Here is a 23,290-nt window from a genome sequence, read left to right as displayed (position 1 = left end):
AGCCGTGCCGGGGGTTACGGCAGGACGAGGATCGCGTCGACTTCGACCTGAGCGCCCTTGGGCAAACCCGAGACTTCGATGGTCGAGCGTGCCGGGTACGGCTGCTGGAAGTATTCGGCCATGACCGCATTCACGGCGGCGAAGTTACCCAGGTCGGTCACGTAGATGCCCACGCGGACGATGTCCGCCAGCTTGCCGCCGGCGGCTTCGGCCACGGCGACGAGGTTGTCGAACACGCGGCGCGTCTGCAGGGTGATATCGCCCTCCACGAGATTACCGGTGGCGGGATCGAGCGGAATCTGGCCCGAGAAATACACCGTGCTACCTGCGCGAACGGCCTGGGAATACGGGCCGATGGCCGACGGTGCCTTCTCGGTGGCGATGGTGCTGCGGGTCATGGACTTTCCTCGGGAAAATGATTCCCCGAGTCTATCGCATGCTCCTGCATCCCACTCTCCCTGGGGCCGCTTCATGGGGGGTCGAATCATGCGGAAGCCGAATCATGCGGGAGCCGTTTCATATGGGAGCCGAATCATGTGGGAGCCGAATCATATGGGAGCCGAATCATGTGGGAGCCGCTTCAGCGGCGAATGGGTGCTCGCGGCAACCTGGCCCGCTGCCGCGGGATCGCCGATGAATCGGCTCCCACATGGATAGGCTCCTACATGGATAGTGTTCCCACATGGATAGGCTCCCACATGGATCGGCTCCCACATGGATAGGTTCCCACATGGATCGGCTCCGACAGGGAAGCAGGCTTTATTTACAGCGGGTGGCGGTAGACGCCGCTGACCACGCCGGTGCGGCGGACGCGACGCATCACGTCGGCCAGGTGCTTGCGATCCTTCACTTCGATGGCGAAGAGGAGCGTGGCGGCCGTGCTGTCGCGTTCGATGTACTCGACGTTCTCGATGTTCGAGCCGGCGTCGGCGATGGCCGCGGCGACCGTGGCGAGCACACCCGGCCGGTTGAGGACTTCGATGCGCAGTTCGGCGCGGTAATCGCCCTGCACGTCGCGGTCCCATTCGATGGCGACGATGCGCTCGGGGGTCTTGCGGAACTCGACGACGTTCGGGCATTCCACCCGGTGCACGACGATGCCCTTGCCCGAAGACAGGAAACCGACGATCTCGTCGCCCGGCAACGGATGACAGCAGTTGCCGAAGCTGAGCACGCCACGCTCCGCACCACTGATGCGGATCTTCTCGGCGTTGTGCTCGGCAGGCGCCTGCGGATGACTCCCCTCGCGCGGTCCGAGCAAGGCGACGAGCTGCGTGGCGACCTGGTCGGCGAAGCGATTGCCCAGCGCGATCTCCGAGAGCAACTCTTCCAGGCGCTTGAGCTTGGCGTCGTCGAGGAAACGATCGAGCGCGGCGGCGGGCACGGAGTCGAGGCTGAGGCCGCGCGCGTCGAGAGCGCGATCGAGCATGCGGTGACCGAAGTCGACTGCGTCTTCGTGCTGCAGGTGCTTGAGGTACTGGCGGATCGCCGTGCGTGCCTTGCCGGTGACGACCGCTTCCAGCCAAGCCGGGTTAGGCACGGCGGAGGGCGCAGTAATGATTTCTACCTGCTGGCCGGAAATAAGGCGCGTGCGCAGCGGCACCAGCTTCTTGTCGACGCGAGCCGCTACCGCGTGGTCGCCCACGTCGGTGTGCACCGCGTAGGCGAAATCCAGCGCCGTGGCATTGCGCGGCAGCGAGAAGATCTCGCCGCGCGGCGTAAACAGATAGACCTCGTCCGGGAACAGGTCGATCTTGACGTTTTCGAGGAACTCGGCGGCGGACGGCGTATTGGCCTGGCTATCGGCCAGGGCGGACAGCCATTCGCGGGCGCGTGCCTGCGCACTGTTCGCCGGGCCGGAATCGGACTTGTATGCCCAATGCGCGGCGACACCGCGCTCCGCCACCGATTCCATTTCCGACGTGCGGATCTGGATTTCGATGGGCGCGCCGAAGGGTCCGAGCAACACCGTGTGCAGCGACTGGTAGCCATTGCCCTTGGGAATGGCGATGAAATCCTTGAAGCGGGCATCGACCGGCTTATACAGGCCGTGCACGGCGCCGAGCGCCATGTAGCAGTGCATCGCGGAGTCGGTGATGACGCGGAAACCGTAGACGTCCATGAGCTGGGCAAACGACTTGTGCTCGCCACGCATCTTCGAATAGATGCTCCATGCGGACTTGATGCGGCTAACCGCACGGCCGGGAATCTTCTCCGCGGCGAGGCGTCCTTCCAGCGCCATCTCGATCTTGGCCATCGCCTCGCGGCGATTGCCCAGCGCGGCACGGATACGCTCGCCGATGATGCGATGGCGATCCGGGTACAGCGCCTTGAATCCGAGGTCCTGCAGTTCCGCCTTGAACTTGTTCATGCCCAGGCGCTGCGCGATAGGCGCGTAGATCTCCAGCGTTTCGCGCGCGATGCGGCGACGCGAGGGACCGTCTTTCGCGCCCAGCGTGCGCATGTTGTGCAGGCGATCGGAGAGCTTGATCAGGATGACGCGAAGATCCCGCGCCATCGCCAGCAGCATCTTGCGAAAGCTTTCGGCGTCCGCTTCCTGGCGGCTGGAGAAACGCATCTTGTCGAGTTTCGTGACGCCGTCGACGAGTTCGGCCACGGTCTCGCCGAACTCGCCGGCGAGTTCCTCGCGCGCGAGCTTGGTGTCCTCGAGCGTGTCGTGGAGGATCGCGGCGATGATCGTCTCGGCATCCAGGCCGAGCTCGGCCAGCACCTGCGCCACGGCGACGGGGTGCGTGATGTACGGCTCGCCCGATTTACGGGTCTGGCCGTCGTGCGCGGCGGCTCCGACCAGGAAGGCACGACGGATCCGCAGCACCTGGTCCCGGGGCAGATAGGCGCCCACACGGTCTTCCAGCGCCTGCACGTACGGCGGCACCGATCCATCATCGACCACGTCGGTCAGTTTTTTTGCAGGGACGACTTCCATGGGAGGGTCTCGCGCCTTTAGCCGGCGCAGCCTCCCGCGCGCGGCCTCAGCAGCCGCGCGTCAACATGCGCAGTGTTCCATTGATGACAGGGCCGACAGCGACCCGGCGTCATCAGTCATCCCCACCCTTCGAGAGGTCGTCGTCCACTTCCGTGGCGGCCCACTCGAGGGCTTCACGCTCGGCACGCTCGCGGGCGGCACGGTCGATTTCGTCGATCATCTCGTCGTTGACGCGACGGTCGGCGATTTCGCGCAGGGCCAGCACGGTCGGCTTGTCGTTGGCGGGATCGATGGTCGGCTCGGCGCCCTTGGAGAGCTGACGGGCACGCTTGGTCGCCATGAGCACCAGCTCAAAGCGGTTGTCGACTACCTCTAGGCAGTCTTCGACGGTAATACGGGCCATTTCAAATCCTTGACAATAAAGACACTTCTGGTTGTGCAGTTTAGCGGTCCGGCCGGTTGGCTGGCAATCAGGGGAGGGGTATCATGCGCAGTTCTGGCCAGGATGGACGGGTATTAGTGCAAATAATAAAACCAAGCGGTACACTAAAGTATCGCCCCACCCGCAAAGTCGCCCCGATGCACTCCAACCCGATCTCCCGGCTCGCCAGACCTGCGCTGGCTGCGTTCGCCACCGCCCTGCTCGCTGCGTGCCATATCGCGCCGCCGCGTACGGACGATCCGAACGAGCATTTCAATCGCAAGATGTATGCGTTCAACGACAAGCTCGACAAGGCGGTCATTCGCCCGGTCGCTGTCGGCTACCGGAAGGTGACCACCCCCGCGGTGCGCACGGCGGTCAGCGACTTCTATACCAATATCCGACTGCCGATCACGGTGGCCAACGACCTGCTTCAGGCCCGCCCGAAGCAGGCCATCCAGTCGACCAGCCGTTTCGTCGTCAACCTGACGATCGGTTTCCTCGGCTTCAAGGATCCGGCCAGCCTGCTCGGTATTCCGCTTGAAGACAACGACTTCGGCGTGACCCTCGCCCGTTGGGGCGTCCCCGAGGGCGACTACCTGGTCCTGCCCCTGGTCGGTCCGACCACGGTCCGCGACGTCTGGCGCCTGCCGGTCGACAGCTATTTCTTCGACCCGCTCAGCTATTACTCGCGTAACAACCACTACGAGTACGGCCAGGAGTACATCCCGTCGGCCCTCTACCTCGTGACCCTGCGCTCGCGTGGCATCGATGCCGAGAGCTTCCTGGCGTCGGCCTACGACCCGTACGTGTTCATGCGCGACGCCTACCGCCAGCAGCGCCTGTATCAGATCTACGACGGCAACCCGCCGGACGCGGTCATCGAACAGATGCAGGGCCTGAACGACAACCAGGGCTTCGATCCCGACAAGCTGCTCGACGAGCAGCACAAGTGGGAACGCCAGAACGGCCAGAAGCCCGAATAAGAGAAAAGGCCCGCAAGGGCCTTTTTTTTGATTCATCGCGGATTACAGGGGGGGCGCTCGGTATGCCGGGCACCGAAGGCTCTGCGCCGCCACGTCCCAGCCCGCCGCGGCATCAGCCGCTGATAACACGCACTCGCGAAGCGAGTGAACCCATGCCCAGCCGGCTGTCAGAGCAGGTTTTCGACGCCCGAGACGCGAGCCAGTGCGCGCAGGCCTTCCGGCGTGCGGGTGACGGTGAGCGTCTTGCCCTGGGTGCGGGCGTGAGCCAGCAAGGCCAGCAACGTGGCCAGGCCCGCGCTGTCCGCGTGGGTGACACCGCCGAGATCCAGCGTGGTCTGGCCGCTACGGTCCAGTTCGGCCCGGGTCGTTTCCAGTGCACCGGCTGCCGTGGCGAACGTCAAGGCGCCGGACAGCCCGAGGCTGCCCGGCGTCGTGGTCGTCAGCGAGAACGACGGCTGCGTCACTTCGCTGCGCCGCCCTTGGCACCACCGGTATCTTTCTGGATATCGTCGATGGCCGCACCGCCCTTCGTTTCGAGATCGGCGGTCAGCTTGTCGAGGCCTTCCTTCTTGATCTCGGCGTCGACCTGGTTGCGGTAGTTGGAGATGTACGAGATGCCCTCGATGATCACGTCGTACGCCTTCCAGTCGCCGCTGGCGCTCTGGCGGAACGCGTAGTCGACCGAGACCGACTTGCCGTCATCCAGCATGACCTGCGTGCGGACGACGGTACGCTTCTTGTTGAGGTCGCCGGTAAAGGGCAGGACCTTCACGCGGCCACGGGTGTAGTTGAGCAGGCCTTCGGCATAACGGTGCGTGATCGAGTTGTAGAACGCCTTGGCGAATCGCTGGCGCTGCTCCGGCGAGGCCTTGCTGGCATTCTGGCCGAGCACCAAGATCGACGCGTAGTCGATATCGAAGTGCGGCAGGAAGGTGTCGTCGATTACCGCGATCAGCTTCTCGCGATCGTTCTTGAGCTCGGCCTGGTGACCTTCGATGGCCTTGGCGAGGTCGTCGGAGATCGTCTGCACGATCTGCTGGGGACCCTGACCCTGGTTGGCGGACGCCGGGGCGGCATCCTGGGCAAACGCCGGAGCGGCGATGACGCCACCCATGGCGAGAGCGATGGCAAGGGAAAGCTGACGCAACATGCGATGTCTCCTGGGCCCGGCTTTACTTCTTGCCGGAGTTGTCGGGTTGGGTGCCGCCCTGGGCGCCACCGGATTTGTTGTCGCTCGGCGAACCGTTCACGAGGAACTTGCCGATGAGGTCTTCGAGCTGGAGCGCGGATTGGGTGAGGATCAGCTCGTCGCCCTCGGCGAGGAAGGTCGGCGAGCCACCCGGCTGGATCGCAACATACTGGCTGCCGATCAAACCGCTTGTGAACACCGCGCCGGCCGAGTCATCCGGTATCTGGGAGTAGCGCTTGTCGATCGCAAGGGTCACGGTGGCTTCGCTGCTGCCCGGCTTGATCGTCACCGAATCGACGCTGCCGATAGGGACGCCCGCCATCTTCACCGCCGCTCCCGGCTGCAGGGCGCCGACATTGGTGAAGTTACCGGTGACGTGGAACGTGCCACCCAGACGATCCGGGGCGCTGCCGCCACCGAAGAACTTGCCGATCATTTCTTCCAGCTGCTGGGCCGGTCGGGTCAGGCCGATTTCACCGCCGTCCTTGACCGGCGTCTTGGACAAACCGAACTGGATGCCCACGTACTGGTCGCCGAGCAGGCCACTGGTGAAGATGGTGGCCACGGAATCGTCGGGGATGTCCTTGTGGCGGTCGTCGATGGACAGGGTGACCCGGGCTTCCTCCTTGCCGGGGACGAGGTCGATCGCCTGCACCGAACCGACGCGCACGCCGGCGATCTTCACCGGCGCGCGGTTCTTGAGCTGGCCGATGTTGGCGAAGTGGGTCTGGACGGTATAGCTGGAACCCTGGCTGGCATTGGCCACCGAGGTGGTCTGCGTGGCCAGGTACGCGAGAGCGGCAAAGCCGAGCACGATGAACAGGCCGGTGCCGAAGGCATAGGAACGTCTCTGGGTCACGGCGCGATCCTCGAACGGGTGAAGAAGGAATGGAAGGTCATGGCGGGTCTCCGGTGCCTCAGATCAGGAACGAGGTGAGGACGAAGTCCAGCGCCAGGATGGCGATGGACGAAGCGACCACCGTACGGGTCGTCGCATAAGCGACGCCCTCGCTGGTGGGCGGCGTGGTGTAGCCCTGGAACACCGCGATCAGGGAGACCACGATGCCGAAGGCGATGGATTTGAGCAGCACGCCGTCGATGATGTCCTTGTGGACGTCCACCGTGGCGGTCATGTTCGACCAGAAGGTGCCGTTGTCGATGCCCAGCCAGGTAACGCCGACCAGATGGCCGCCGAACACGCCCATGGCGCAGAACACCACGGCCAGCAGGGGCAGCGCGATCAGCCCCGCCAGGAAGCGCGGGGCGATGACGTAGGCGATCGGGTCGACGGCCATCATCTCCATGGCGTCGAGCTGGTCGGTCGCGCGCATCAGGCCGATCTCGGCGGTGACCGAGGTGCCGGCGCGGCCGGCGAACAGCAACGCGGTCACCACCGGGCCCAACTCCCGATAGATCGCGATGGCGACGACGGTACCGGTGGCCGAGGTGCCGCCGAAGATCGAGAGCACGTCATAGAGCTGCAGGCCAAGCACCATGCCGACGAACAGGCCGCAGGTCATGACGATGGTCAGGCTCATTGCGCCGACGAACCAGATCTGCCGGATGGTTTCGCGACCGTAGCGAAAACTGCGCGGGATGGCCGCGAGGATCGTCAGCAGGAAGATGCCGCAGGCCCCGATCTGGGTGAGGCTGCGGACGACGACATTGTCATTCCTGGTCGTCGTCATGCCTTGCCTCCTGGAAAACCGAGCGCCGTGGCGTAGTCGCCGGCGGGATACTGGAATGGAACCGGGCCGTCGATCTGGCCGCCGAAGAACTGCGCGGTCCAGGGCGAGCCATCGTTGGCCAGCGTGGCCGGCGCACCCTGCGCGACGACCTTGCCGTTGGCGATGAGGTAAACGTGGTCGGCCACCTTCTGCACCGCGGCCAGTTCATGGGCGACCAGCACGGAGGTGATGCCCAGGGTGTGGTTCAGTGTCCGGATGAGCAGCAGGACCTGGTTGAGCGAGATCGGGTCGAGACCGACGAAGGGCTCGTCATAGAGGATCAGTGCCGGGTCGAAGACGATCGCCCGGGCCAGCGCGACGCGCCGGGCCATGCCGCCGGAAAGCTCGGTCGGCTCGAGGCGCGCGGCACCGCGCAGGCCGACCGCCTCGAGCTTGTTGAGCACGATGTTGCGGATCAGTTCTTCCGGCAGGTCGGTGTGCTGGCGCAGCGGAAAGGCCACGTTCTCGAAGACGTCGAAGTCCGTGAGCAGGGCCGAGTTCTGGAACAGGTAGCCGATGCGCTCGCGCAGCTCGAAGAGTTTTTCGCGCGAGAGCGAGGGCACGTTCTCGCCGTCGACCTCGATCGTGCCCGCATCCCCGCGCATCTGCCCGGTGATGTGCTTGAGCAGGGTGGTCTTGCCGGTACCGCTGGGACCCATGATCGCGGTGACTTTTCCGCGCGGGATGTCCAGGTCGAGATTGTCGAAGATGGTCTTGCCGTTGAGGACCGTGGTCAGTCCGCGTACGCGGACGATGGCGTCGTCGGTCATGGTGCGAGTAGCTCCTCGATCAGCGCCTCGTGGCGGCGGGCCGACGCAGGCGTGCGCTGGCGGACGGCGCGAACGATCGCCTGGAGGTCCGCCAGGGCGTCCTCGAAGCGGTCGTTGACGATGATGTAGTCGAATTCGTGCGCGTGGGCGATTTCCTCGCGCGAGTTGAACAATCGGCGCTCGATCACGTCGGGCGCATCCGAGCCGCGGCCACGCAGGCGGCGTTCCAGTTCCGCGCGTGACGGCGGCAGGATGAACACGCTTACGCAGTCCGGCTTGCCCTGACGCACCTGCCGGGCTCCCTGCCAGTCGATCTCGAGGAGTACATCGGTACCCTCGCATAGCTTGCTTTCGACGACGGTGCGCGACGTGCCATACAGATTGCCGTGGACCTCCGCATGCTCGAGAAAGATGCCTTCGGCGATTTCGCTCTCGAAGTCGGGGCGCTCGACGAAGAAGTAGTGGCGTCCATATTCCTCACCCACGCGCGGCGGCCGCGTCGTATGCGAGATGGACAGCGAGATCTCCGGCTCACGCTCGAGTAACGCATTGACGAGCGTGGACTTTCCGGCTCCCGAAGGCGCGGCGACCACGAACAGGGTGCCGTCGATCATCCGCGGGTCTCTGTTTGGGCGTGCATGGTGTCTCCCGGCGCTGGCATCGCGAGCTGGGCAAAACGCGATTGTAGCGAAGTCTTACATGCGGGAGCCGCTTCAGCGGCGAAAAGCCAACGGAGCGGCTTAGCCGCAGCCCTGTCGCCGGCATAGCCGGCTCCCACATGAAGCCCGGACCTTCAAATCGGACCTTCTAGACAGAGGTGGCCGCACCCCCATAACGACTCGGCGAGACCCCGACAATCCGCTTGAACGCATGACTGAAGGCGCTTTCGGACGCGTACCCGAGGTCCCTGGCCAGCACGGCCACCGGCACGTCGCCCTGACGCAAGGCGCGTTCCGCAAGCCTCATACGCCACCGCGCCAGGTAGGCCAGAGGCGCCACGCCCGCCGCCGCCTTGAACTGCGAGGCAAAGATGGTCCGCGACATCGCCGCCGCGCTGGCCAACTGGTCGAGACGCCAGGGCTTGCCAGGCTCGCCATGCATCATCCGCAGCGCCAGGCCCAGGCGAGGATCGGCCGCCGCGCGCAGCCAGCCGGCCTGTAACGGGCCACCCGCCGACAGGTGGGCGCGGAGAATCTGCACGAACAACAGGTGGGCGAGCTGGGTCCTTGCCATGCCGGAGCCGGGGAGATCGCCACGACTTTCCTCAACCATCCGGTCGAGGATCCAGCGCATGGTCACGGCTTCCGGCGCCGATCCGCGCACATGGATCATCGGCGGCAGGGCGTCGTGCAGCATCGGCGCGTAGGTCGGATGCAACCGCACGTGCCCGCCGATCTGGAGCATGTCGTCGCCCTCGCCCAGCGCGACGATGGGCGTGGGGCGGCCAGCGAACACCTCGCGTGCGTCGACCGGCGGCAGGGCGAGGTCGCTGGCCAGCACGAAGCCGCGCTCGGCGACGAGGAGGACGATGTCGCCCGCCTCCATCCGCACCGTCGCGCCTTCGTCCACGCGCAACCAGCACCCGCCGCGCAGCGCGGCGAAGAACTTCAGCTTGTCGGGCGGCGGAAAGCGGATCGCCCAGTCGCCACCCGCGGTGAAGCCACCGGAAACGACCGATTCGACATCGGCCAGCCTCAGCACTTCGGAAATAGGATCGTCAGCCATACGCCGTACGATTGAGCATGAATGACGGACTTTCAAGCATTCATCGTTCGGATTCACCCACCTAAGCTTGTGTGGACCTCACCAGGAGATCCCCATGCCCAGCGTCCAGACCCCCATCCATTCCGGTTTCAGCATGGCCAGCACCGCGGACGAGGTGCTGGCCGGTGTCGACCTCCGCGGAAAGACCGCGATCGTCACCGGCGGTTATTCGGGTATCGGCACCGAGACCAGCCGCGCGCTCCGCGCCGCCGGGGCCCGCGTCATCGTCCCCGCGCGCGACCTGGCCAAGGCCCGGAAGACCCTCGCCGGCATCGACGTCGAGATCAGGCCGATGGACCTTGCCGACCCGGCCTCGATCGATGCGTTCGCCGAGCGCTTCCTCGCCGGTGGCGAGCCTCTCCACATCCTGGTCAACAGTGCCGGCGTCATGGCGATGCCTTTGACCCGCGACCCACGCGGCTATGAAATGCAGTTGGCGACCAACCACCTCGGCCATTTTCAACTGACGATGCGGCTGTGGCCCGCCTTGCGGCGCGCTCACGGCGCCCGCGTGGTCTCCGTGTCGTCTCGCGGACATCGGTTTGCCGGCGTGGATTTCGACGATCCCAACTTCGAACGCCGCGCGTACGACCCCTGGGTGGCCTACGGCCAGTCGAAGAGCGCCAACGTGCTCTTCGCGCTCGGCGTGGACGCACGCGGCGAAGCCGATGGCATCCGCGCTTTCGCCGTGCATCCGGGCGCGATCATCACCGACCTGATCCGGCACATGAGCGAGGACGATCTTCGCGCCCGTGGTGCCATCGACGAGGACGGCCGCCCTGTCGTCGACCTCGCACGAGGCTACAAGAGCGTGCCGCAGGGCGCGGCCACGAGTGTCTGGTGCGCGACCAGCCCCCAACTGGACGGCATGGGCGGCGTCTACTGCGAGGACGTCGAGGTGTCGCCCGTGCTGGTCGATGCCGACAACACGCCTGGCAGGGTGAGCAGCGACGTCGGCGTGCGCCCTTGGGCGATCGATCCCGTCGCGGTGGAACAGTTGTGGTCGTTGAGCGAAAAACTTACCGGTGTATCGCTGCCTTTACACTGATCCATCACGGAAACGACGCGCCGTTAATGCGTGGCGGCGCATCGTTCATCAGCCCCGCGTGAGGGATCCGCGGCGAGCAACCGACTCAACGACAACCTCGCCCGCGCGGAAACTCGCGACGGGCGGGAACGCGACTCCTGCGCGCTTCGAGGCATCGCCATGCGCATCGACAATCCCAACGGCTCCTTCGATTCCTATCCCTACCGCGTTCGGTTCGACACGCTGCGCGATATGGAAAACGCCCGCCGCCACAATTGGTCGCCCGGCTACTACGACACCGCCGAGGGCACCTGGGGGCGCCGTCCGGGCGACTTGATCGATGTCCCGCTCGCCGACGGCGAGCCGGGACCGGACCAGGGCGACGAATCGGATCGCGAGCCGATCGAGACCAAACCGAGCGGTCGGGAGACCTCGGACGTCTATTGAGGCGATTTGTAGATCACCCCACCCTTCATGACGAAGGAGACATGCGCGAGCGTGGCGATGTCCTGTGTCGGGTCGCCGGGCACCGCGACGATGTCGGCGGCGAGCCCCGCCCTCAGCTGACCGATGCGATCCTGTTGGCGCAGCACCTTCGCGTCGACGGCGGTGGCGGCAAGCAGCGCGCGAGCCGGCGACATGCCGTCGCGGACCATCCACACGAGTTCCTTGTAGTTATCGCCGTGGGTGAACACGCCGACGTCGCTGCCGTTGCCGATGGTCACGCCGGCATTCATGGCCAGCTTGAATGCGTGTGCCGCTTTCTGCATGGATTCCGTCGGCGGGGCGCCCGGCTTCCAGCCACCGAAATACTCCGAGGTGGCCGCGCTGGCTTCGAGCGTGGGCATGTAGGCCACACCGTGCTGCTTCATCAGCGCGAAGACTTCCGGCGTGCCGTCGTAGCCGTGTTCGATGGTGTCGACACCGGCCAGCACCGAGCGGCGCATGCCCTCGGCCGTGGTCGAATGCACGGCCACGGGCAGCCCCATGGCATGGGCGGCATCGACGGCCGTCTTCAGTTCTTCCTCGGTCAAGGTCGGCGTCGAGCCCTTGGCCTTGCCGCAGTGGTAGTCCGCGTAGAGCTTGATCCAGTCCGCGCCGTGGGCAGCCTGGTCGCGAACGGCGTCGAGCATCCGCGCGGCCCCACTCACTGGAATGGCGCCCTGCGGCAGATCGAGATCGTCCCGAAAGCCGAGCGGACCGGGCCCGTAGCAATGCGCGGCGACCGTCGCGCGCGTCGCGACGAAAAGATGCGGCCCGGGAATCAGTCCCTTGTCGATCGCACGTTGCACGTCGACGTCGGCGTAACCGGCACCCTCGGTGCCCAGGTCGCGCAGTGCGGTGAAGCCGGCCATCAGCGTGTCGTTGGCGTGCTTCACCGCCTCGACGGTGCGGAAAGCCAGGGTTTCCTGCAGCACCTGCTCGTTCCAGGGCGTTTCGTTGTACGGATGCAGGAAAATGTGGGAATGCGCATCGATCAGGCCGGGCAACAACGTCGTCCCCGGCAGATCGACGACCCGCGCGCCGGCGGGCACCGCGACATCGCCTGGCGGGCCGACCGCGACGATGAGGCCGTCCTGCACCAGCACGACCCATCCGGGATGCACCTGTTCGCTGCGCGCGTCGAACACGCGATCGGCCTTCAGCAACAACGGCCCATCGACAGCCTTGGTACCCTGCGCATGGCCCGCGGCAAGGCAGGTCGCCGCAATGGCGCAGATGGCGCGATAACGTGTCCGTCGGTTCACTGGCATTCCCCCCGAATGGGCCATGAGGATGGGCACCGTAGCGCCCGCCTCCGTTTGGACCGACGTGCTCGGAAGCCGCGCGGCGGCGTCATTATGTGGTACGCGAAGCCGTCTCCACTATCCAAAAGACGAATGGAAGAAGATATCGTATCGACCGCATCACAAGAATCCCTACCAAAATGGGCCGCGAGTCTATCGGCGGACCACTTGAACGTATGTAGTCCTGCGAATGCAAAAACGGCAGCATGCTATCGAGGCGCCGTTGTCCTCTGATCTCAGTGCGACGCACCGGGATGGTAAACACGCTCGACGTGCCCCTGCCGTTCCTCGGGCCAGAAGTACACGGTTCGCAGGTTGCCCGTGGTGTACCGCTCGGCTTCGTCGTTGAAGTGCTTCGACGACGGATCGCCGCTTTCGCCGCCCGCCGTGATAGCCCGGGCGCGAACCTTGTCGCCGAACTCCACCACCGCCACGAAGCTGTTTCCGCTGGTGCCGTAGTAGCGCTTCGTCCCCGGCCAGCGGTGCGCACCGAACGATGCGAGCGAACCCCAGCGCGACGAGGTGAACGGCACCGGGATACTCGGTTTGCTGTCGTCGAACGACTGCACGATGGCACCGTCGAACCGCTGGAAGCGATTGACCTCGCCCCAGGGCACACCCCAGCTGCCGAAGTCGTGCGCAAGGCGGTCGACCGCCTCGGCAAGCGCGTTCAAACGTAGCTGCGGGCCCGCCTTCTCGGCCATGACGTCATATATCGACAGGCCTTCCTGCGTATCGAACTTGCTGGCCTTGTCCCACAGGATGTCGCCCCAGAACACAGCCAATGAGGTCGGCATCGAGGCGATGCCCCAGCGGTAGTCCCAGCTACGCAACATGGCGACCGGGCCGGCGAGCGTCCGCTTCAGCGGATCGTCCGGGGACAACGCGTCGTAGTCGGCAATGAGCACAGGCAATTGCCGCGCGAACGCAGGCAGGTAAGGATCGAACGCCACGTCGATAAGCGACGCCAGGGTGAAGTCACGGCGTCCGGTTAGCACACGCGTCGCGTGCAGGCCACGGGGATTCTCGCCGACCGCGTCCATATAACGAGGAAAATCCGCCTGCTTCGGACTGTCGGGTCCGGCCGCGGAATACGGCCAGTCATTCGTATTGAATATCCAACCGGTCGGGGGATTGAGCAGGCGCGGTGCCTTGTCCAGCGGCAAGAGCCCTTGCCAATCGGTTGCCGGATCGCTTCCATCGACCGGCTTCGTATAGTCGAAACGGTCGTCGCGCTTCGGGATGAACTGCGGGTGCAGATAGGCGATGTTGCCTTTGTCGTCGGCGTAGATCGTATTGTTCGACGAGTTGGCCTTGAAGTCGGCCACCTTCATGAAGCTCGCGTAGTTATCCGCCTTGGTCCGTAGCCAGCTCTGCTGTAATGCTTCGAGCGGCTTGTTCATCAGCGCGACGGCGATCCACTTGCCGCCCTCGGTGCGCACGATGGGCCCGTGATGCGTCGCATACGTGGTGAAGTGGCGTGCCATGCGCGAACCATCGGCGGCCCGGTACGCCACGACGATCTCCCGCGACGTCACCGGCCTCAGCGCGTCGCCATAGCGATACGCAAGCTGGCCGCCTTTGTCGACGACGGTTTCGGCGAACTCATCCACCACATCGGCGCCAGTGGAGGTATGCATCCAGCCGATGTGCCTGTTGAATCCCTGGTAGATGAAGCATTGCCCCCAGGTCACGGCGCCATAGGCATCGAGGCCTTCGTCGCTCGACATCTGCAGCTCGGAGCGGAAGAAGAACGACGTGTGCGGATTGATCAGCAGCAAGGCGTGACCGTCGGCCGCGAGCTTCGGCGCGATGGCGATGCCGTTCGAACCGGTCGGCTCTTCCCAGCTGGACGGTGGCGTGAACTGCGCGAGCGCGCCTTGCGGATCCTTGCCGTAGAAAGCCTGCAGGCCCTTCGTCGAGACCCGCTCGATGTCGCCACCGATGCTGCCCTCGCTGAAGCTCAAGGCCATCCAGGGCTCGAAGTGGGTAATCACCCGTGGATGCACGTCCGGGTGCGTGGCGAGATAATAGTTGAGGCCGTCGGCCCAGCCGTCCATCAATGCGACCAGCCAGCGAGGGCTGCGTGCGTACATCGCCTGCAGCTGGACGGGATCGATGAAGAGCTTCTGGCGCAGGTCCTGCCAGAGAGCCGATTCCCCTTCGGCTTCGGCCAGGCGACCCAGTGACGTCAGGTAATTCGTCTCGATGCGATTGAAGTCGTCTTCGGCCTGCGCATAAGCCATGCCGAACACTGCCTCGGCATCGGTATGCCCGTGGACGTGGGCGATGCCCCAGTCGTCGCGCTCGATGGTCACGGCCTGGGCTTCGTGCCGCTGGCGCGTTGCATCGTCCGACGCATGAGCCGAGGGCACAGCGAATGCAACAAGCCATGCAGCGAGCGCGAACCTGCGCGACGACGAGCGGAATGCGCGCATCCGATCTCCCCTGGCAACCGACGATGACGTGCCTTGGGCACGCGATTTATGAGTATAGCCACTCAAAGAGTAATGATTCATCGTGGTTATCGGGGGCGGGCGCTGGGCATGCCGGGCCTTCTTTCGCATCTCGCACTTCGCCCAGGGCTCGCCTTCGGCCTCGCGGGGCTCGGCTGCGCCGTCGCTCTCTACACTTCGGCGTCTCGCGGGGAGACCTTGGCGCCCACCCTCGCTGCTCAGACAGGTCCTCCGCGTTCGGTGCGGAAGGCCGCTGCGCGGCCCATGTATCTATTTGGCCTACGGCCGCTCCACTTGTGCGGAACTCGCCTCGAGGGTGGACGCCAAGGTCTCTCACGACGACACGGTCAGCTGGCAGGAGAGCCGTTGTGTCGTGCCGTCGTCGGCCACGGCCGCGCCCGCAACTCCAGGTTGATGCGGAAGCGTGCTGGCACAGGTTGCCGATCACGCCCTTCCTCCTGTGCCGGCATGCCTGTCGACTATGCCGCCGCGCGCTTTGGCTCGACCCACGCGAGCCTCACGGTTCGGGAGAGTCTTCGGTGCCCACCCTCGAGGCGAGTTCCGCACAAGTGGAGCGGCCGTAGGCCATATTAAGACACCGGCCGCGAAGCGGCCTTCCGCACCGAACGCGGAGGACCTGTCTGAGCAGCGAGGGTGGGCACCGAAGGCTCTGCGCCGCCACATCCGAGCCCGCCGCGGCATGAGCCGTTGAACCGATGCCCTCAGCGCACCGGGACTTCCGCGATGAACCAAAATAGTGCCTGGCTGCCGGGAATGCGTACAGAAACCGTGCCGGCCGCCGCAGCCATATCGACTACCATCGAACACCCGGCAATGGATGCTGCCCGGATTTTCTCACTAATGATTAGTCAATCGATTGGCGTGTCTGTGATTGTTCCCGCCTTGAACGAAGAAGTGGTGATTCGCGCAACGATCGGTGCCTTGCTGGCTAGCGATGTCGTTCCGCTGGAGGTCATCGCAGTCGACGATGGATCCAGTGACGGCACAGCCGCCGTCCTCGGCCAGATGGCTCTTGAAGACCCTCGCGTGAAATGCATACGACTTCCATGCACGATGGGTAAGGCCAACGCGCTTAATGAAGGGGTCGCGGCGGCAGGTCACGAGCTTGTCGTGACCGTGGATGCCGATACCATCGTCGATTCCGGCTTCATTCGCGCCATCCTCGCTCCGCTCCGAGAGGGCCGCGCCGATGCAGTGGCCGGCAACATCAAGGTCGGCAATCGAAGGCATTTCGAAAGGCTGGCACAAGCTCGATCGCACGGGAGAGGTCGCTTCCAGCATCGCTCCGGGGAGGGCATGCCAACGCGTCCAGCGACCTTAGTTACGGCTTAGCGGTCGCGCGCGCCGTGAAGGACACGAAACCTGCGCGAAACCAATCCAGCGTACGTTCGCACCTCCAGGCTCGATCCTTCAAGAAACCGTGGATGCAAGATGCGGATCCATTACGTTGTGACGAGTCTCGAAAGCGGCGGCGCGGAGTTCAGCATTCCGGACATCGCCAACGTCATCCGGGGCCTCGGACACGACTTCCACGTCTTTGCCTGTGAACCTCGCGACCGTATGGCCGAGCCGCGACTGATCGAGGCCGGCGTGGCCTACACGTTGATGGCCGAACGCAAGGCCTCGAAGCCCGCGAGCATCTACAGATATGCGAGGGCCGTCAGGGCGTCGCCTCCCGACCTGATCTGGACCTCGCTGAGCCACGCAACCCTGGTCGGCCAGGTCGTCGGCGCGATGTTCGGCATCCCCGTGGTGAGCTGGAAGCACAGTGCCGATGCGAAATCCTACGTTCGCTGGTTGCAGCGCCGCAGCCAGTTGTGGATCGCGGACTCGCAGGATGTCGCGATGTACCTGCGGGAGTCGATGGGTGTCGAATCGGCCAGGGTAGCGACATGGCCCTTGTTCAGCCCGGCGTTTCCCGATGCGCCCGTGTCTCGCTGGGATGGCACGGGCCCCCTGCACGTGGGCAGTTCGGGTCGGCTTCATCCACAGAAGAACTACGACCTGCTCATTCACGCGCTGGATCGTCTTCGTAGCGAAGACCCCGAAACGTACGCGAGGATCGACGTATCGATCGCCGGCGACGGACCGCTCCGTCACGAGCTGCAGAACCTTATCGCGTCACTCGGCCTGCAGGACAAGATCAAACTCATGGGCTGGGTGTCCGACGTGCCGGCGTACCTGCGTGGCCTACACCTTTACGTTCAGCCGTCCGCGTATGAAGGCATGTGCATCGCGGCCCACGAAGCCATGGCGGCCGGTCTTCCGATCGTCGCCACGCCGGTCGGCGAGCTGCGCCGAAGCGTCCAGCCCGGCCACACCGGCATGTTGCTCGAGGGCGACATCGTCACCGCTATCGGCACGGCGATACGCCAGTTCGTCGCGCGACCGCAAACACTCGAAGACTACGGCGAGAATGCGAGGTCGTATGTGGAGCGGACCATGGGCGAAGGTGCGTTCGCCCGGAATGGGCGCAACGTGCTCGAACGAATAGAGAGTGACGTACTGAAAGGTCGATTCGGGCGGCCGCCCCCGCGCACGATCGACTCCGCCGTCCATTGATCGGCGGCGCCTGGCGTCAGTCCTCGCCGCACGCCAACGCGTGATCGAACGCCGCGCGCACCGCTGCCACCTGCGCATCGTTGCATTGTCGCGGTGTGGCACGCGGGCTATCCGGGTAGACCTCGGTAGTGGTCACGTAACGTGCGTCGGTGATGCCGGCACACAGGCCCAGCTTCTTGACGTCGTATTCGATCACGCCGTGCGCGACGACCGGCGATCCGATGATCTCGCCGTGCTCGTCCGCAGGTGCGATATGCGTCACCTTGGCGACCGCCTCGATGATCGCTTCCTGGAATTCCGGTTGCCGGTTGAACGAATCGTCGACGAGATAGAAGCCATCGGGTATCTCGCCGGGCTCGTACTCCTTGCCGTCGCGCGCGGCCACGGCCGGTCGAAACTCCGACTCGTCCGAGTCGGTGGTCTCATGCAGGTCGACATGCACCAGGATGCGATCGCTCAGCGGTGCCAGCAAGCCCACCAGCGCTGCCGATTCCGCTGCGGGGCTGCCTTCGCGGAAGTTGCGGTTCGGATCGATCGCGTCCGGATTCCAACGCTGGATACGCTCATAGGCCCAGGGGCTGACGCAGGGCGCGACGAGCAGGTTCGCCCGCCCGGCATAGTCGTCCGCATGGTCGCGAAAGAATTGCAGCGCACCCTCTACGCCGCTCGTCTCGTAGCCATGCACGCCACCGGTGACGAGCAGGACGGGAAGGTCATCGCGCCAGTGGCGGCTGCGGATGGCGAGCAGCGGGTACTGCCCCTCCGCGTAGTCCAGCGCGCCGTATTCGGCCACGTCGAAGCGTTCGCGCAGCGCGTCGATCGCGGTCAGGACATCGACGGCGTAGCTGCGGGTCTTCACCTGGCGCGCACGCCACTGGGCGACTTCCGACGCGCCCCAGGGTTGTCCGGGGGTGCCAATGGGGTAGGACGAGGATGTAGTCATAGGCCAGATAGTAGCCGGGAAGATCAGGCGTCCGTAAGGTTTTCATCCTAGGCTCGAACCATGGCGGCATGCCTGCCGCCGTCAGGAGGAGACGGGGCCATGGCACTACGAACGTGGGCATGCCTGTGCGCGCTGACCGTTTCGGCGCCGGCGTTCGCCGGAGGCGGACCGCTCGGCATCGATCATCGTCTCCACTACGACAACAGCGGCATCTGGAAACGCAGCAACCAGCAGGTTCTCGCCTACGGAACCGTCGTGACCATCGTTGGCGGCGCCGTCTTGCTGGGCGACGACAACAAGCTTGGCGACACCTTCTGGCGCACCGTGGACGCCGTGGTCGTCGGCAGTCTCGCCAGCGACGTCCTCAAGGTGAGCTTTCAGCGAAAGCGTCCAACCGACACGAACGACCCCAACAAGTTCTTCGCCGGCACGAAGAACAAGAGTTTCCCCAGCGGCGAGGTGACGCTCATATCGGCGGCGGTCACACCTTTCATCGTCAACTACGGCGGAGACCACCCCTTGGTCTACGCGCTCGCCTTACTGCCAGCCTACGACGCGGTCGCACGCATGAAGACCCGGGGCCACTGGCAAACCGACGTCCTGGCCGGCGCAGCCATTGGCACCGGCTTCGGCATCTGGGCTTCGCACCGGAAGTCTCCGCTCATACTGAGCTTTCTACCGGGCGGCTTCCAGGTGGGGTACATCCATCACTTCGACTAATCGGCAGGCGGCGTGTCGGCCCCTACTCGATGTTCTGCACCTGCTCGCGCATCTGCTCGATCAATACCTTCAGTTCGACGGCGGCATTGGTCGTACGCGAATCGACCGACTTCGAGCCCAGCGTGTTCGCCTCGCGGTTGAACTCCTGCATGAGGAAGTCGAGGCGACGGCCAACCGGCTCCTTCAGCGCCAGCACGCGGCGTGCTTCCGAGATATGGGTGGCGAGGCGATCGAGTTCCTCGTCCACGTCGATGCGGGTGATCTGCAGGACCAGCTCCTGCTCGAGGCGGCCCGGATCGACCGGCTGGCGGATATCGGCGAGGCGGCCCTCCAGGCGCAGGCGCAACGCGGCGCGGATCTCGGGCAGCCAGCCACGTACGTCGCCGACGATCCTCTCGATACCATCCAGGCGTTCGACCAGCATCTCGCCCAGCTTGGCGCCTTCACGGCCGCGGGTGTCGTTGAGCGCGACCAGGGCACGATCGAGCGCCGCGATCAGCGCCGCCTGGAGGGCGTCGGCGTCCGTTTCCGTCTGGCGCAGCACGCCAGGGAAGCGGAGCAACTCGGTGAACTCGATCGACATGCGCGGGAACCGGTGTTCGAGGTCCAGCGCCAACTCCGACAGGCGCGCCAGCATCTGGGCGTTGACCTGCAGGCCTTCGCTGGAGCCGGTCTCGCTGCGCAGGCGCACGGTGAGGTCCACCTTGCCCCGCGACAGATGGGCGCCGATCCGCTCGCGCAGGGCGCTCTCGAAGCTACGCAGCTCCTCGGGCAGCCGCGGGCTGATCTCGAGGTAGCGGTGGTTCACGGTGCGCAGTTCGCAGGTGAGGGTGCCAGTGGGGCCAGCGCTCTCGGCGGAGGCGTAGGCGGTCATGCTGCGGATCATGGATGGCTCGCTTGCGCGGCGGGAAAGACCGCAATGGTAAACTGACCCACCGTCCGCGCCCAAATCAGGTTATCCATGACTTTTTCCCGTCCGAGCGGCCGCGCCGCCGACCAGCTGCGCGCCGTCAGCATCGAACGCCACTACACCCGCCACGCGGAAGGTTCCGTCCTGGTGTCCTTTGGCGATACCAAGGTGCTGTGCACGGCTTCGGTCGAAGAGCGCGTCCCACCGTGGTTGCGCGGCAAGGGCGAGGGCTGGGTCACGGCCGAGTACGGCATGCTGCCGCGGGCCACCACCGACCGCACCCAGCGCGAAGCCGCGCGCGGCGGCCAGGGCGGCCGCACCATGGAGATCCAGCGCCTGATCGGCCGTTCCCTGCGCGCCTGCGTGGACCGCGCCGCCCTCGGCGAGCGGGTCATCACGCTGGACTGCGATGTGATCCAGGCCGACGGCGGCACGCGCACGGCCGCCATCACCGGCGCCTATGTCGCCCTGGTCGACGCCGTGGCGACGCTGACCAAGCGCAACGCCATCAAGCGCAACCCCATCCTGGGCGCCATCGCGGCGGTCTCGGTCGGCGTCTACAACGGCGTGCCGGTGCTCGACCTCGACTACGCCGAGGACTCCAACTGCGACACCGACATGAACGTCGTCATGAACGACGGCGGCGGCTTCATCGAGGTGCAGGGCACCGCGGAAGGCCACGCCTTCCGCCGCGAGGAAATGGACGCCTTGCTCGACCTCGCCGCCAAGGGCATCGACGAACTGGTGATCGCCCAGCGCGCGGCGCTGGAGAGCGCGCCGTGACCGAGGTCCGCCCTGCCACCGCCGGGGATCTCGACGCCATCGTCGCGATCCATCGCGCCGCGTTCGGCCGCGATGCGGAGGCGGACCTCGTCCGTCGCCTTGTCGCGGCGGGCCGCGCGACGATCTCGCTGGTCGCGGTGGACGAGGACGATGCCGTGCTCGGTCATGTGCTGTTTTCGCCGGTCACGATCGAAGAAGGCGACGACGGCAAGTCGCTCGGCCTGGCGCCCGTCGCGGTCCATCCGGATCACCAGCGCCAGGGCATCGGCCACGACCTGGTCGAGGAAGGTATCGGTGCCTGCTTCGTGCAGGACGCGCGGGCGGTCTTCGTCCTGGGCTCGCCGGCGTATTACACGCAGTTCGGCTTCGCCAAGGCATCCGCCCACGGTCTACGCGACGCCTACGAAGGCGGCAACGCCTTCCAGGTACTCGCGCTCACCATCGAGGGCCTGGCCGGGTACGGCGGCCGCGTCGACTACGCGCCCGAATTTGCCGGGAAGGGGGTCTGACCGATGCGTGTGGTACTGGCTTCGGGTAACGCGGGCAAGGTCGTCGAGCTGGAGCAGCTGCTTGCCGGCACCGGCGTGCAACTGGTGCCGCAGACGACGCTTGGCGTCAGCGATGCCGAGGAAACCGGCCTGACTTTCGTCGAGAACGCACTGCTCAAGGCGCGCCATGCGGCGCGCCTCACCGGCTTGCCCGCTCTCGCCGACGATTCGGGCATCTGCGTCGACGCCCTCGGCGGCGCGCCCGGCTTGTATGCGGCGCGTTACGCCGGCAAGCACGGCGACAGCGCGGCGAACAACGCCAAGCTGCTGCACGAACTCGCCGGCGTGCCGGCTGAAAAACGCAGTGCGTACTTCATCGCCGTGCTGGTCGTGCTGCGCCATGCGGACGATCCCGCACCGCTGATCGCGGAGGGCCGCTGGCACGGACGCATTCTCGACACGCCACGCGGCGAGGGTGGATTCGGTTACGACCCGCTCTTCCTTCCCGCCGGCCACGAACTCGGTGCCGCCGAGATGGATCCGGCCCTGAAGAACCGCCTCAGCCACCGCGGCCAGGCGCTCGACGTGCTCAAGGCGCGCTTCGCCGAACTCTCATGATCCTGGTCCCGCCACCGCTGTCGCTCTACGTCCACATGCCGTGGTGCGTGCGCAAATGCCCGTACTGCGATTTCAACTCGCACGGCGTACGTGGCACACCGGCGTATGCGGAGTACGTGGATGTCCTGCTGGCCGATCTGGACGCCGACCTGCGCGATGTCGGCGAGGCCATCGGCAACCGTCCGGTGGAGACCGTGTTCTTCGGCGGCGGCACACCGAGCCTGTTCGCCCCCGAGCTGGTCGGCCGCTTCCTGGCAGGTGCCCGTGAGCGGCTGGCCTTCGCCCCCGGCGCGGAAATCACCCTGGAGACGAACCCCGGCACGGTCGAGCACGGGCGTTTCGACGGCTATCTCGCCGCGGGCGTGAATCGCATCTCGTTCGGCGTGCAGAGCTTCGACAACGACAAGCTGCATCGCCTTGGCCGCATCCACTCCGCCCACGAGGCGGAAGACGCCGTTCGCCAGGCGCGCGACGCGGGCATCGACAACATCAATATCGACCTGATGTACGCCTTGCCCGAGCAGACACTCGAAGGCGCGCTGGATGACGTGCGCCGGGCCATGGCCCTGGCACCGACGCATATCTCGCACTACCAGCTCACGCTGGAGCCGAACACGGCCTTTGCCGCCAACCCACCGCCGCTGCCCGACGACGACGCGGCGTGGGCCATCCAGGAAGCCTGCGAGGAGAGTCTTGCCGCCGGCGGATACGGACAGTACGAGGTGTCGGCGTATGCGGCACCGGGGCGCCGCTGTGCGCACAACCTGAACTACTGGCGCTTCGGCGATTACCTGGGCATCGGCGCCGGTGCCCACGGCAAGATCACCGGCGCAACCGGTGTGCGCCGCCGCTGGAAGACCCGGCTCCCCGCCGCTTACCTCGCCTCCTCCGGGCAACCGGCCCGGATCGGCGGCGACCATCTGGTTGGCGCGGACGACCTGCCCTTCGAATACATGCTCAATGCCCTGCGCCTGATCGATGGCGTACCCGCGGCCGACTTCGCCGAACGGACCGGCCTGCCCGCACAGACGATCGCTCCGGCCCGGGCGAGCTGCATCGCGCGCGGCTGGCTGGTGGACGATCCGGCCGTCCTGCGCACCACGGCGCTGGGCCAGCGCTTCCTCAACGATGTGATCGAAGCCTTCATGGCCTGATTCCTGCCAATACCGCT

General features: G+C 65.6%; 24 protein-coding genes. 10 read left to right on the top strand and 14 right to left on the bottom strand.

Annotated features, from left to right (window positions below; all coding sequences use genetic code 11):
* Nucleotides 1–14: 14 nt before the first annotated feature.
* From VM621_RS18615 to rpoZ, 3 genes are all read right to left on the bottom strand, one after another.
* A complete protein-coding gene (locus tag VM621_RS18615) occupies nt 15–398 on the bottom strand; it encodes a RidA family protein (RefSeq protein WP_325470455.1) in 384 nt (127 codons plus the stop codon).
* A 365-nt stretch (nt 399–763) separates the two neighbouring features.
* Nucleotides 764–2,947, bottom strand: coding sequence for a bifunctional (p)ppGpp synthetase/guanosine-3',5'-bis(diphosphate) 3'-pyrophosphohydrolase (locus tag VM621_RS18610; protein ID WP_325470454.1), 2,184 nt, complete (start codon nt 2,945–2,947; stop codon nt 764–766).
* Between the two features lie 112 nt (nt 2,948–3,059).
* On the bottom strand, nt 3,060–3,350 hold the full coding sequence (gene rpoZ / locus VM621_RS18605; RefSeq protein ID WP_046968048.1) for a DNA-directed RNA polymerase subunit omega: 291 nt from the start codon (nt 3,348–3,350) through the stop codon (nt 3,060–3,062).
* 176 nt (nt 3,351–3,526) lie between these two features.
* Between rpoZ and VM621_RS18600 the strand changes: the two genes are divergently transcribed.
* Nucleotides 3,527–4,354, top strand: coding sequence for a VacJ family lipoprotein (locus VM621_RS18600; protein WP_325470453.1), 828 nt, complete (start codon nt 3,527–3,529; stop codon nt 4,352–4,354).
* Between the two features lie 167 nt (nt 4,355–4,521).
* On the opposite strand, the gene VM621_RS18595 is transcribed toward VM621_RS18600, so the two are convergent.
* From VM621_RS18595 to VM621_RS18565, 7 genes are all read right to left on the bottom strand, one after another.
* A complete protein-coding gene (locus VM621_RS18595) occupies nt 4,522–4,818 on the bottom strand; it encodes an STAS domain-containing protein (RefSeq protein WP_325470452.1) in 297 nt (98 codons plus the stop codon).
* Nucleotides 4,815–5,504, bottom strand: coding sequence for an ABC transporter substrate-binding protein (locus VM621_RS18590; RefSeq protein ID WP_325470451.1), 690 nt, complete (start codon nt 5,502–5,504; stop codon nt 4,815–4,817). The genes VM621_RS18595 and VM621_RS18590 overlap by 4 nt, the downstream gene beginning before the upstream one ends.
* A gap of 22 nt (nt 5,505–5,526) precedes the next feature.
* On the bottom strand, nt 5,527–6,402 hold the full coding sequence (gene mlaD, locus VM621_RS18585; protein WP_325470450.1) for an outer membrane lipid asymmetry maintenance protein MlaD: 876 nt from the start codon (nt 6,400–6,402) through the stop codon (nt 5,527–5,529).
* A gap of 58 nt (nt 6,403–6,460) precedes the next feature.
* Nucleotides 6,461–7,231: a lipid asymmetry maintenance ABC transporter permease subunit MlaE gene (gene mlaE / locus VM621_RS18580; protein WP_325470449.1), complete on the bottom strand. Its 771-nt coding sequence runs from the start codon at nt 7,229–7,231 to the stop codon at nt 6,461–6,463.
* Nucleotides 7,228–8,040: an ABC transporter ATP-binding protein gene (locus tag VM621_RS18575; protein ID WP_325470448.1), complete on the bottom strand. Its 813-nt coding sequence runs from the start codon at nt 8,038–8,040 to the stop codon at nt 7,228–7,230. Before VM621_RS18575 ends, mlaE begins: the two co-directional genes overlap by 4 nt.
* The gene (gene gmk, locus VM621_RS18570) at nt 8,037–8,654 is read right to left on the bottom strand and encodes a guanylate kinase (protein ID WP_325470447.1); all 618 of its coding nucleotides are present in this window, start codon (nt 8,652–8,654) and stop codon (nt 8,037–8,039) included. Before gmk ends, VM621_RS18575 begins: the two co-directional genes overlap by 4 nt.
* 193 nt (nt 8,655–8,847) lie before the next feature.
* Nucleotides 8,848–9,765: an AraC family transcriptional regulator gene (locus VM621_RS18565; protein ID WP_325470446.1), complete on the bottom strand. Its 918-nt coding sequence runs from the start codon at nt 9,763–9,765 to the stop codon at nt 8,848–8,850.
* A 94-nt stretch (nt 9,766–9,859) separates the two neighbouring features.
* Here VM621_RS18565 and VM621_RS18560 point away from each other — a divergent pair, with 94 nt between their 5' ends.
* Together VM621_RS18560 and VM621_RS18555 are read left to right on the top strand one after the other, a co-directional pair.
* Nucleotides 9,860–10,852, top strand: a complete 993-nt coding sequence (locus tag VM621_RS18560) for an oxidoreductase (RefSeq protein ID WP_325470445.1) — start codon at nt 9,860–9,862, stop codon at nt 10,850–10,852.
* 159 nt (nt 10,853–11,011) lie between these two features.
* On the top strand, nt 11,012–11,278 hold the full coding sequence (locus tag VM621_RS18555; RefSeq protein ID WP_325470444.1) for a hypothetical protein: 267 nt from the start codon (nt 11,012–11,014) through the stop codon (nt 11,276–11,278).
* Here the strand turns inward: VM621_RS18555 and VM621_RS18550 are convergent.
* Entirely contained in the window at nt 11,272–12,579 is a 1,308-nt protein-coding gene (locus VM621_RS18550) for an amidohydrolase family protein (protein WP_325470443.1), read from the bottom strand. The genes VM621_RS18555 and VM621_RS18550 overlap by 7 nt on opposite strands.
* 275 nt (nt 12,580–12,854) lie before the next feature.
* Nucleotides 12,855–15,056: a penicillin acylase family protein gene (locus VM621_RS18545; protein WP_325470442.1), complete on the bottom strand. Its 2,202-nt coding sequence runs from the start codon at nt 15,054–15,056 to the stop codon at nt 12,855–12,857.
* 762 nt (nt 15,057–15,818) lie between these two features.
* On the opposite strand from VM621_RS18545, the gene VM621_RS18540 reads away from it, so the two are divergent.
* Together VM621_RS18540 and VM621_RS18535 are read left to right on the top strand one after the other, a co-directional pair.
* Nucleotides 15,819–16,427, top strand: a complete 609-nt coding sequence (locus tag VM621_RS18540) for a glycosyltransferase family 2 protein (RefSeq protein WP_325470441.1) — start codon at nt 15,819–15,821, stop codon at nt 16,425–16,427.
* A gap of 99 nt (nt 16,428–16,526) precedes the next feature.
* A complete protein-coding gene (locus VM621_RS18535) occupies nt 16,527–17,657 on the top strand; it encodes a glycosyltransferase (protein ID WP_325470440.1) in 1,131 nt (376 codons plus the stop codon).
* 16 nt (nt 17,658–17,673) lie between these two features.
* Here VM621_RS18535 and VM621_RS18530 read toward each other — a convergent pair whose 3' ends face one another.
* Nucleotides 17,674–18,600: a M14 family metallocarboxypeptidase gene (locus VM621_RS18530; RefSeq protein WP_325470439.1), complete on the bottom strand. Its 927-nt coding sequence runs from the start codon at nt 18,598–18,600 to the stop codon at nt 17,674–17,676.
* A gap of 99 nt (nt 18,601–18,699) precedes the next feature.
* Between VM621_RS18530 and VM621_RS18525 the strand changes: the two genes are divergently transcribed.
* The gene (locus VM621_RS18525) at nt 18,700–19,320 is read left to right on the top strand and encodes a phosphatase PAP2 family protein (protein ID WP_325470438.1); all 621 of its coding nucleotides are present in this window, start codon (nt 18,700–18,702) and stop codon (nt 19,318–19,320) included.
* 22 nt (nt 19,321–19,342) lie between these two features.
* On the opposite strand, the gene VM621_RS18520 is transcribed toward VM621_RS18525, so the two are convergent.
* Nucleotides 19,343–20,206: a YicC/YloC family endoribonuclease gene (locus VM621_RS18520; RefSeq protein ID WP_325470437.1), complete on the bottom strand. Its 864-nt coding sequence runs from the start codon at nt 20,204–20,206 to the stop codon at nt 19,343–19,345.
* Nucleotides 20,207–20,281: 75 nt separating this feature from the next.
* On the opposite strand from VM621_RS18520, the gene rph reads away from it, so the two are divergent.
* The 4 genes from rph to hemW are packed head-to-tail and all read left to right on the top strand — an operon-like array spanning nt 20,282 to nt 23,273.
* Nucleotides 20,282–21,013 (top strand): ribonuclease PH, encoded by a 732-nt coding sequence (rph, locus tag VM621_RS18515; protein ID WP_325470436.1) that lies wholly within the window; start codon nt 20,282–20,284, stop codon nt 21,011–21,013.
* Nucleotides 21,010–21,522 (top strand): N-acetyltransferase, encoded by a 513-nt coding sequence (locus VM621_RS18510; protein WP_325470435.1) that lies wholly within the window; start codon nt 21,010–21,012, stop codon nt 21,520–21,522. The genes rph and VM621_RS18510 overlap by 4 nt, the downstream gene beginning before the upstream one ends.
* Nucleotides 21,523–21,525: 3 nt before the next feature.
* Nucleotides 21,526–22,119, top strand: a complete 594-nt coding sequence (gene rdgB, locus VM621_RS18505; RefSeq protein WP_325470434.1) for an RdgB/HAM1 family non-canonical purine NTP pyrophosphatase — start codon at nt 21,526–21,528, stop codon at nt 22,117–22,119.
* Entirely contained in the window at nt 22,116–23,273 is a 1,158-nt protein-coding gene (hemW, locus tag VM621_RS18500; protein WP_325470433.1) for a radical SAM family heme chaperone HemW, read from the top strand. Before rdgB ends, hemW begins: the two co-directional genes overlap by 4 nt.
* The last annotated feature ends 17 nt before the right edge of the window (nt 23,274–23,290 follow it).

Source organism: Luteibacter sp., from assembly GCF_035539195.1.
In the GTDB taxonomy this organism is placed as follows: Bacteria; Pseudomonadota; Gammaproteobacteria; order Xanthomonadales; family Rhodanobacteraceae; genus Luteibacter.
This window is presented reverse-complemented; position numbering and strand designations above follow the sequence as displayed.